The 9,587-nt window shown below is 73.5% G+C and carries 8 protein-coding genes and 1 pseudogene; 6 read left to right on the forward strand and 3 right to left on the reverse strand.

Translation table 11 applies throughout. The features are described 5' to 3' along the window. The 4 genes and pseudogenes from IH13_RS0118675 to IH13_RS0118690 all read left to right on the forward strand — a co-directional run. On the forward strand, nucleotides 1-844 hold an 844-nt coding region (locus tag IH13_RS0118675), incomplete at its 5' end, for a heme/hemin ABC transporter substrate-binding protein (protein WP_031085889.1). Then, entirely contained in the window at nucleotides 841-1,941 is a 1,101-nt protein-coding gene (locus IH13_RS0118680; protein ID WP_031085891.1) for a FecCD family ABC transporter permease, read from the forward strand. The genes IH13_RS0118675 and IH13_RS0118680, both read left to right, overlap by 4 nt. Next, nucleotides 1,938-2,772, forward strand: a pseudogene (locus IH13_RS37810) (heme ABC transporter ATP-binding protein). The gene IH13_RS0118680 and the pseudogene IH13_RS37810 overlap by 4 nt, the downstream one beginning before the upstream one ends. A 151-nt stretch (nucleotides 2,773-2,923) precedes the next feature. Further along, on the forward strand, nucleotides 2,924-3,922 hold the full coding sequence (locus IH13_RS0118690) for an SCO2278 family lipoprotein (RefSeq protein WP_031085893.1): 999 nt from the start codon (nucleotides 2,924-2,926) through the stop codon (nucleotides 3,920-3,922). Nucleotides 3,923-3,956: 34 nt separating this feature from the next. On the opposite strand, the gene IH13_RS0118695 is transcribed toward IH13_RS0118690, so the two are convergent. Next, a complete protein-coding gene (locus tag IH13_RS0118695; RefSeq protein ID WP_031085895.1) occupies nucleotides 3,957-4,694 on the reverse strand; it encodes a bifunctional DNA primase/polymerase in 738 nt (245 codons plus the stop codon). A gap of 273 nt (nucleotides 4,695-4,967) precedes the next feature. On the opposite strand from IH13_RS0118695, the gene ddaH reads away from it, so the two are divergent. Next, entirely contained in the window at nucleotides 4,968-5,858 is an 891-nt protein-coding gene (gene ddaH / locus IH13_RS0118700; RefSeq protein WP_420713377.1) for a dimethylargininase, read from the forward strand. 233 nt (nucleotides 5,859-6,091) lie between these two features. Here ddaH and IH13_RS0118705 read toward each other — a convergent pair whose 3' ends face one another. Both IH13_RS0118705 and IH13_RS0118710 read right to left on the reverse strand, forming a co-directional pair. Next, on the reverse strand, nucleotides 6,092-7,096 hold the full coding sequence (locus IH13_RS0118705) for a small ribosomal subunit Rsm22 family protein (protein WP_031085899.1): 1,005 nt from the start codon (nucleotides 7,094-7,096) through the stop codon (nucleotides 6,092-6,094). An 89-nt stretch (nucleotides 7,097-7,185) separates the two neighbouring features. Beyond that, a complete protein-coding gene (locus IH13_RS0118710) occupies nucleotides 7,186-8,523 on the reverse strand; it encodes a multidrug effflux MFS transporter (RefSeq protein WP_031085901.1) in 1,338 nt (445 codons plus the stop codon). Between the two features lie 85 nt (nucleotides 8,524-8,608). Here IH13_RS0118710 and IH13_RS37815 point away from each other — a divergent pair. Then, nucleotides 8,609-9,587: Gfo/Idh/MocA family protein (locus IH13_RS37815; protein WP_031085903.1), on the forward strand; the 979-nt coding region annotated here is incomplete at its 3' end.

A 9,587-nucleotide genomic window follows, 5' to 3' on the forward strand; every position in this document is an offset into this window, starting at 1 on the left:
GATGTGTATAAGAGACGGCACCGAGGTCACCGTCTCCTCGGCCGACCGGATCGTCCCGCTCACCGGCTCGCTCAGCGAGATCGTCTTCACCCTGGGCTTCGGCGAGGAGGTGGTGGCCCGTGACGTCACCGCCACCTTCGAACAGGCCGAAAAGCTACCGGTGGTGACCCGGGCCCACGACGTGTCGGCGGAGAGCGTGCTCTCGTTGAGGCCGACGGTCGTCCTCGCGGACACCACGACCGGCCCCGCGGAGGCCATCGACCAGATACGTGACGCCGGTGTCCCGCTCGTCGTCGTCGAGCCCGCCAAGGAACTCGCCGATGTGGGCCGCCGGATCGACGCGGTCGCCGCCGCGCTGGGCGTGACGTCCTCGGGCGACGAGCTGAAGGCGCGTACGGAGTCCAGGATCGGGGCCGTACGCAGGACGATCCCGGCCCGCGAGGAGGGTGCGGCGCCCCGCGTCGCCTTCCTGTACCTGCGCGGCTCGGCCTCCGTCTACCTGCTGGGCGGCCGGGAGTCCGGGGCGAGTTCGCTGCTGGAGGCGGCCGGCGCCGTGGACGCGGGGAAGGCGTCGGGGCTGACGAAGGACTTCACCGCCATCACGGCCGAGGCACTGGCCAAGGCGGCGCCGGACGCGATCCTCGTCATGACCAAGGGCCTCGAATCGGTCGGCGGCGTCGACGGGCTGGTGAAGATCCCCGGCATCGCGGAGACGCCCGCCGGGATGGACCGCCGGATCGTCTCCGTCGACGACGGGGTGCTGCTCAACTACGGGCCGCGCACCGACCGGGTGCTGGCCGAACTGGTCGAGCAGCTCTACCCGGAAGGCGGGTTGGCCCGATGACCGCCATCGCGCGGGAGGTGCCCGCCACGAAGGACGGCGGCCCCGGCCCCACGGAGACCGGTGGACGCGGGCGGGGCCGGGCGTTCGTCCTCACCGTGGGCCTGTCGGCGGCCCTGCTGATCGGCTGTCTGCTCTCCGCCGGCCTCGGCGCCTACAGCATTCCGCTCGGTGACGTCCTCTCCTCCGTCCAGCACCGGATCGGCCTGGGCGGACACGCCCTGGACCGGGTCGGCGAGAGCGTGCTGTGGAACGTACGCCTGCCGCGGGTGGTCCTCGCCCTGCTGGTGGGGGCCTCCCTGGGCTGCGCCGGTGCCCTGATGCAGGGCGTGTTCGGCAACCCGCTGGCCGAGCCCGGCGTCATCGGGATCTCCTCGGGCGCGGCGGTCGGCGCGGTCGCCTCGATCGCGCTCGGACTGAACTTCCTCGGCAACTGGACCATCACCGTCTGCGCGTTCGCCGCGGGCCTGGTCACCGTGCTGCTGGTGTACACGCTGTCGCGTTCGGGCGGGCGCACCGAGGTGGTCACGCTGATCCTCACGGGTATCGCCGTGAACGCCTTCGCGGGCGCGCTGATCGGCCTGTTCGTCTTCTTCGCCGACAACGCGCAGATCACCCAGATCACCTTCTGGCAGCTCGGTTCGCTGGCCCAGGCGACCTGGCCGAAGGTGCTCGCCGTCCTGCCCTGCGCGGTGCTGGGGCTGCTGATCGCCCCGTTCTACGCCAAGAAGCTCGACCTGCTGGCCCTCGGTGAGCGGCCCGCCCGGCACCTGGGCGTGGACGTCGAGCGGTTGCGGATCGTCCTGGTCCTGGTCGTCGCGCTGCTGACCGCCGCGGCGGTCGCGGTCGCGGGCATCATCACCTTCGTGGGTCTGCTCGTCCCGCATCTGCTGCGGATGGCCAACGGCCCCGGGCACCGCTTCCTGGTCCCCGGCAGCGCCCTCGGCGGGGCGCTGGTGCTGGTGGCCGGCGACCTCGCGGCCCGTACCGTGGCCGACCCGGCCGAGCTCCCGCTGGGCGTGCTGACCGCGCTCTTCGGCAGCCCGTTCTTCTTCTGGCTGCTGCGCCGGACCCGTCGTAAGCAAGGTGGTTGGGCGTGAAGGCGCTGAGACGACTGTTCGGCCCGGGCACCGAGCGGGAGCTGCCGGTCCCCGTGGCCCCCGGCGCCCCGCTCGCCGAGGCGGTCGCCCTGTCCGTGCGGCTGGGCCGCCGGCAGGTCCTGGACACCGTGGACCTGGCCGCCCGGGCGGGCGAGGTGGTGGCCCTGGTCGGGCCGAACGGGGCCGGGAAGTCCACCCTGCTGGCGGCGCTCGCCGCCCGCCGACGGCGGCGAGGTCCGTATCGACGGCCGGCCGGCCGGTTCCTGGTCGCCGCCCGAACTCGCCCTGCGCCGGGCCGTGCTGCCGCAGTCCGCCGCCCTCTCCTTCCCCTTCCCGGTGGAGGACGTCGTGCGGATGGGCCGGGCGCCCTGGGCGGGCACGGCCAAGGAGGACGAGGACGACGCGGCGGTCGCCGCCGCGATGGAGGCGACGGAGGTCACCCGGTTCGCGGCCCGGCCGTTCTCCGCGCTGTCGGGCGGTGAACGGGCCCGGGTCGCCCTGGCCCGGGTGCTGGCCCAACGCGCCCCGCTGCTGCTCCTGGACGAGCCGACCGCCGCCCTGGACCTGCGCCACCAGGAACTGGTGCTGCGGATCTGCCGGGAACGGGCCGCCGCCGGGGACGCCGTGGTCGTCGTCCTGCACGACCTGGGCCTCGCCGCGGCCTACGCGGACCGGGCGGTGGTCCTGCGGGACGGCCGGACCGCGGCGGCCGGACCGCCGGCCGAGGTGTTCACCGGCGCGCTGCTGGGCGAGGTCTACCGGCAGCCGGTCGAGGTGTTCCCGCACCCGAGGACCGGGGTCCCGCTGGTGGTACCGGAGCGCGGGGCCTGACCCGGGACGCCGCCTCCCCGGTACGGCCGGCGCCCGCCCCGATGTCACGGTCGGGTGCCGTATCTCGGCCCCGCGCACACGCAGTTGCCCGCCCCGGTAGGGTTCAGGCGGTCAGTGCGGACGACGGATCAGAAGGCGCAGAAGGCAACGGATGAGAAGGCTGGGGCGACTGGCGGCGGGGCTCGCGACGGCGACGGCGCTGAGCATGGGCGCGAGCGGCTGCGTGACGGTGCACGGCGAGCTGAAGGTTCTGCCGGGAGCGACCGAGGCCGAGGCCGCGCAGGCCCTGGCGGACTTCACCGACGCCTACAACAAGGCGGACAAGGCGTACGACCCGGCGCTGGACGCGGACCGGGTGACCGGTTCGCTCGGCGCGATCAACCAGGCCGGGCTGAAGGCCCGCCACGCGTCCGCCCCGGAGGGCAACGCGGCGCACGAGCCGCTGGAGCTGACCGACGCCGACTTCGTCATCCCGAAGAAGGTGGGCTGGCCGCGCTGGTTCCTCGCGGACACCGACTCCAACCGTGACGAGGACGGCGGGGAGCTGGACAACCGCTGGTTGCTGGTCTTCGTGCGCACCGGCCCCGAAGCGCCGTGGAAGGCGGCCTACCTGGCCACCCTCTCCCCCTCCAAGGTGCCCGAGTTCCGCAAGGACGCCGACGGCTGGGCCGAGCCGGTCGCCTCGGACCGGGCCGACGAGGTCCTGGCCACGGAACCGGCGAAGCTGAGCCGGACGTACACGGGGTACCTGGAGAAGGGCGCTCCGGACGTCTTCGCGCCGGGGCCGACGACCTCGGGCTGGCGCGAGGCCCGGGAGAAGACCGTCAGGGCGGGCTTCTCCTACCAGTACGTCGACCAGCCGCTGGACGGCGGGGCGTTCGCGCCGCTCGGGCTGATGACGAAGGACGGCGGGGCGCTGGTCTTCTTCAGCAGCAAGCACTTCGAGCGCCAGACGGCGGCGAAGGGCCTGCGCCCGACGGTCACCCCGGACGTCCAGGCGCTGCTGACCGGTGAGGTGAAGAGCACCCTCACCAAGGAGCGGGTCTCCAGCCAGCTGGTGTACGTCCCCGGGCGCGGCGACGGGGAGGCCGCCGGCAAGGTGACCGTCCTGAACCGGTTGCCGGGCCTGGTCGCGGCGGAGGGCTCCTGACACCGGCCGGGCCGGTGATCCGCCGGGGCCGGTCTCAGCGTCCGAGGGGCCAGGCCACGGCGCCGTGGTCGAGGCCGCTCTCGGCCGCGGCGTACTGCGCGCAGGCGTCGGTGAGCGTTTCGAGCAGGGTCAGCGGGTCGGGCAGCGGGTGCTCCGGGCCGCGGATCCAGTGCACGTCCAGCTCACCGGGGAGCCGGGCGGGCGGGAGAAGCACATAGCTGCCCCGGCAGTGCCAGCGCAGCCCCGGGTGCTCGTCCATGGTCTCGGGGTGGCAGTCCAGCTCGCACGGCCACCACTCGTCCTCGTCCTCGGGGGTGCCGCGGGTGGCGGTGAAGAAGAGCAGCCGGTCGTCCCCGGACTGGGCCACGGGACCTACGTCGATGCCCGCGGCCGTCAGCCGTTCGAGAGCGGCGAGACCTGCGGGCAGGGGGACGTCCAGGACGTCGTGGACCATACCGGTGGCGGTGATGAAGTTGGCCAGTGGCTGGCCGGCGGCCCAGCGCTCGATCTGGGCGCGGTCCGTGGTGGACTGCGTCTGCCAGGCGAAGGAGACGGGATGCCGGGCGGGGGTCGGGCAGCCGATGCGTTCGCACGAACATCGGTAACCGACCGGATGTGCGGCGGGTGAGATCGGCATCCCCGCCTCGGCGACGGCCAGGAGCAGCGCCAGCCGCGCCGCGTCGTCGGCCTCCGGCTGCGGTTTGGGCCGTCGGCGCAGCCACTGGGAAATCCTGCTCTCTGTGCCGCGATAGCGGCCGGAATCGGCGCCCATCTATCCCCTCACCTCAGCGGTTACCTCTCCATGGTCCCACCATCCTGCGCCCCGGGTGGCCCAAGTTCCCAAGTGGGGTGCTCGGGACGCCCCGGAAAGGCGAGCGTTTTCCCCGTAAATGTCAGGAAATGGCAGGTCGGGACGGGGTACCGGGCCGGAGTCCGGGTGACAGGCGTCGCAGGGCGGGGCCCCCGGTCTCGCCGCCGCCCCGCACCGGGGCCGCCGGGAACCACCCGTTCGGATCACTGTGCATCCGCCCGGCTCGGGCGCACCATGAACGCAGGCACCCACCCCGTGCCCACCCCACCGCGCCGCGCAGCCGAGGCTGCCGTCCGTGAGGAGCCTGCATTGAACCGTGACGCCACCCCTCGTCGCTACCTGATGTGCGCCCCGGCCCACTTCGAGGTCACGTACTCCATCAACCCGTGGATGGACCCCTCGAAACCCGTGGACCTGCCGCTGGCCACCACCCAGTGGGAGGACCTGCGCGACCGCTACCGCGCGCTGGGCCACACCGTCGAACTGCTCACCCCGCGCCCGGACCTGCCCGACATGGTCTTCGCCGCCAACGGTGCCACCGTGATCGACGGCCGTGTGCTCGGCGCCCTGTTCGCCTACCGGGAGCGGTACGCGGAGGCCGAGGCGCACCGGGAGTGGTTCCGGGCCAACGGCTTCACCGACGTCCGCGAACCGGACCACGTCAACGAGGGCGAGGGCGATTTCGCCGTCACCTCCTCGTACCTGCTGGCCGGGCGCGGGTTCCGCTCCAGTCCGCTCTCCCACGCCGAGGCGCAGGAGTTCTTCGGGCGGCCGGTGATCGGGCTCGACCTGGTCGATCCGCGCTACTACCACCTGGACACGGCGCTCTGCGTCCTGGACGACGCGGCCGACGAGATCATGTACTACCCGGGGGCGTTCTCACCGGGCAGCCGCGCCGTACTGGCCAGGCTCTTCCCCGACGCGCTGATCGCCCAGGAGGCCGACGCGGCGCTGCTCGGCCTGAACGCGGTCAGCGACGGGCGCCACGTGCTGCTCCCCCAGGCCGCGGTGGGGCTGTTCGGCCCGCTGCGGGACCGGGGTTTCGAACCGGTCCCGATGGACCTGGGCGAGCTGCTCAAGGGCGGCGGCAGCGTGAAGTGCTGCACCCAGGAGCTGCGGGGCTGACCCGCTCGCGCACGGTGGCCGCCGGGCTCCGGCACCCCGGTCGTCGCACCGCCGGCCACCACCCGACGCCAAGGCCGGCCGGCAAAGCGCGCGGAGTCACACGACTGCCGCCGGACAGCTCGACGCCACCGCCGAGGAGGCCCTCGCCGCGGTCCGGCACGCCCTCGCCGGTCCCGGCGGGCGGTGCTCCCGGCCCCCGGGGCGGGGACGCCCTTGAGGCCCGCCGGCCCGGATCACCCGTCCGCCTGACCGCCCGCCGGCGGCCAGGCGTCGCCCCACGCGGTGTCGCGGGCGGCGCGGTAGAGCGGCCCCTGCCGCTTGGTGACCGTGGTGCGCCGGAGGCCCTCGTCCCTCGTACACAGCTCCAGCAGCACCTGGCCCTTGCGGATCTGGGGCTTGCGGGTGACCCGTGCGCGTACCGGATCGGTGGGGAAGCGGGTCGCGACCACGTAGCTGAACTTCTCGTCCTCGTGGCTGAGCGAGCCGCCCTTGACCCGGCGGTGCAGGGACGAGCGGCTGACCCGCGCGGAGAAGTGGCACCAGTCCGTGCCCGGCTCGATGGGGCAGGCGGCGCTGTGCGGGCAGGGCGCGGCGACGCTCAGTCCGGCGGCGGTCAGCCGGTCGCGGGCCTCGATGATCCGGGTGTAGCCGTCGGGCGTGCCCGGCTCCACGACCACCACGGCCTGCGCGGCCCCGGCGACGGCGTCGACCAGGGCGCTCCGGTCCCCGGGGGTGAGCTCCTTGAGCACGTAGCTGACGGTGGCCAGGTCCGTGGGGGCGAGCTCCAGTGCCGTACCGATCCTGGCCCGCCGCCAGGTGGCTTCCCGCAGTCCCGGGATGCCGGAGGCCCCGGCGAGTTCGCGGCCGAGCTCCAGGGCGGGCTCCGCCCAGTCCAGGACCGTGGTCCGCGGCCCCTCCCAGGCCCCCGCGACGGCCCAGCTCGCGGCGCCCGTGCCGCCCCCGATGTCGGTGTGCGTGGCCGGGGCCCACTCCGGGGCGGCCTCGCGCAGCGCGTCCAGGGCGGTCCGTACGGCCTCGAAGGTCGCGGGCATGCGGTACGCGGCGTACGCGGCGACGTCCGAGCGGTTGCGCAGGACCGGGGCGTCGGTGGGGGTGGTCCCGCGGTAGCTGGCGATCAGCCGGTCGACCGCCTGCGCGGCCTGGGTGGGCGGCAGCCCGTCGAGCAGCGCGGCCAGGGAGGTCCGCAGGGCTTCCGCGGTGGGGAGGGTGGCGTTCACCGCGAAAGTGTAGGCGCTCCGGGCCACCCGCCCGCGTGCCGGTGCCCCGGCACCGGGGCCCGGCAGGAGGGGGAACGGCCCCGTGCGTCTCAGCCCCCGGCCGCCGGCTGCCCCTGGGGGGAGGCCGTGCCGGTCCGCCACGGCCGGCACATCAGCAGGAAGCACGCCAACGCGGACAGGGCGCACACCACCTGGACGACGGCCATGGGCACCGCGGTCCGCTCGCCCGCGATCCCCACGAGCGGCGAGGCGATGGCGCCGACGAGGAACTGGGACGTTCCCAGCAGCGCGGAGGCGGAGCCGGCCGCGTGCCGCGTACGCATCAGGGCCTGGGAGTTGGTGTTGGGCATCGCCAGCCCCATGCAGGACATCAGGACGAAGAGCCCGACGGCGATCGGCACGAGCCCGACATCACCGAAGACCCCGGACGTCATCAGCAGCAGGGCAACCGCGGCGAGGGAGATGACCACGAGGCCGAACCCGAGCGCCTTGTCCAGGCTGACCCGGCCGACCAGCACCTTGCCGTTGATCTGGCCGACCGCGATCAGGCCGATGGAGTTGATCCCGAAGAGCAGGCTGAAGGTCTGCGGCGAGGCCCCGTAGATCTCCTGGACCACGAACGGGGACGCGCTCACATAGGCGAAGAGCGCGGCGAAGGCGAGGCTGCCCGCGACCATGTACCCGGTGAACACGCGGTCGGCGAGGAGCCCCCGCATGGTGCGCAGCGCGTCTCCGATGCCGCCGGTGTGCCGGTCGGACTCGGGGAGCGTCTCGTGCAGCCACTTCCAGACGACGAGGGTGAGCGCCACCCCGACGAGGGTGAGCACCAGGAAGATGCCGCGCCAGTCGGTGAAGCGCAGGACCTGCCCGCCGATGACGGGGGCGATGACGGGGGCGACGCCCGAGATCAGCATCAGTGTGGAGAAGAACCGGGCCATCTCCACGCCGTCGTACAGGTCGCGGACCACGGCCCGGGAGATCACGATGCCGGCCGCGCCCGCCAGCCCCTGCAGCAGGCGGAAGCCGATGAGGAGTTCCGCGGAGGGGGCGAAGGCGCAGATCGCGGTGGCGACCACGTAGACGATCATGCCGAGGATCAGCGGCTTGCGCCGTCCCCAGCGGTCGCTCATGGGTCCGACGACGAGCTGACCGAGCGCCATGCCGGTGAGGCAGGCCGTCAGGGTGAGCTGGACGGTGGACGCCGGCGCGTGCAGCGAGCCGGTGACCTCCGGCAGGGCCGGGAGGTACATGTCCATGGACAGGGGCGGCAGGGCGGTGAGTCCGCCCAGGACCAGGGTGACCAGCAGTCCGGCCCGCCGAGCGGCGGGGCTCGTCAGGCCGGTGGGGGCGCCGGGTGCGGCACCCGTCTTCGTCGGTATGTGTGTGTGCTCTTCTTGCTGGGCCCGGCTCACGCCGCTGTCCGGCATCCTCATCTCCGCTTCGTTGAAACCGCATCTATGCTCTCAGGTCAGTCGTAGTGGTCGAAACCTTTTTGCGTGAGGGCGGGCGGGCATGGGCAAGACAGTGCGTTGGGGTGTTCTGGCGACAGGCGGCATAGCCGCGACGTTCACGGGGGATCTGCTCGCGATGGAGGACCCGGCGTCCGAGGTCGTGGCGGTCGCCTCCCGTGCGGAGGCCTCGGCGCGGGCGTTCGCCGAGCGGTTCGGGATCGAGCGGGCGTACGGCAGCTGGGCGGAGCTGGTCGCCGACGCCGACGTCGACGTCGTGTACGTGGCCACACCGCACTCCGCGCACCGGCAGGCGGCGGGGCTCGCCCTGGAGGCCGGCAAGCACGTGCTGTGCGAGAAGGCGTTCACGCTCAACGCGCGTGAGGCGCGGGAGCTGGTGGACCTGGCCCGGGAGCGCGGGCTGTTCCTGATGGAAGCCATGTGGACGTACTGCAATCCCCTCATCCGCCGGATGACGGAGCTGGTGCGGGACGGTGCCATCGGTGAGATCCGCACGGTGCAGGCCGACTTCGGGTTCGCGGGCGACCTCGGCCCCGGGCACCGGCTGCGCGACCCCGCGCTGGGCGGCGGGGCGCTGCTGGACCTCGGGGTGTACCCCGTGTCGTTCGCCCAGTTGCTGCTGGGCGAGCCGGACCGGGTCCAGGCGGACGCGCTGCTGTCGCCGGAGGGCGTCGACCTGAACACCGGGATGCTGCTGGGCTGGGAGTCGGGGGCCACGGCGCTGCTGGGCTGTTCGATCGTCGGGGACCTGCCGACCGTCGCCTCGGTCACCGGCACGAAGGGGCGGATCGACTTCCCGCAGGGCTTCTTCCACCCGGAGCGCTTCGTCCTGCACCGTCTGGGCCGGGAGCCCGAGGAGGTCACCACGGGCCCCGGGCCGCAGGACCTGACCGGTATGCAGTTCGAGGCGGCCGAGGTGGTGCGGGCCCTGCGGGCGGGCGAGAAGGAGTCCCCGCTGGTGCCGCTGGAGGGGACGCTCGCCGTGATGCGGACGCTCGACGCGGTACGGGACCGCGTCGGCG

This window comes from Streptomyces sp. NRRL WC-3549 (genome assembly GCF_000721935.1).
Classification (GTDB): Bacteria; Actinomycetota; Actinomycetes; order Streptomycetales; family Streptomycetaceae; genus Streptomyces.

Bases quoted from the DNA above. Each gene is read 5' to 3' on its own strand.
- IH13_RS0118710 (WP_031085901.1), bottom strand. From the start codon at position 8,523: ATGCCGGACAGCGGCGTGAGCCGGGCCCAGCAAGAAGAGCACACACAC.
- ddaH (WP_420713377.1), top strand. From the start codon at position 4,968: ATGAACGCAGGCACCCACCCCGTGCCCACCCCACCGCGCCGCGCAGCC.
- IH13_RS0118680 (WP_031085891.1), top strand. From the start codon at position 841: ATGACCGCCATCGCGCGGGAGGTGCCCGCCACGAAGGACGGCGGCCCC.
- IH13_RS0118690 (WP_031085893.1), top strand. From the start codon at position 2,924: ATGAGAAGGCTGGGGCGACTGGCGGCGGGGCTCGCGACGGCGACGGCG.
- IH13_RS0118695 (WP_031085895.1), bottom strand. From the start codon at position 4,694: ATGGGCGCCGATTCCGGCCGCTATCGCGGCACAGAGAGCAGGATTTCC.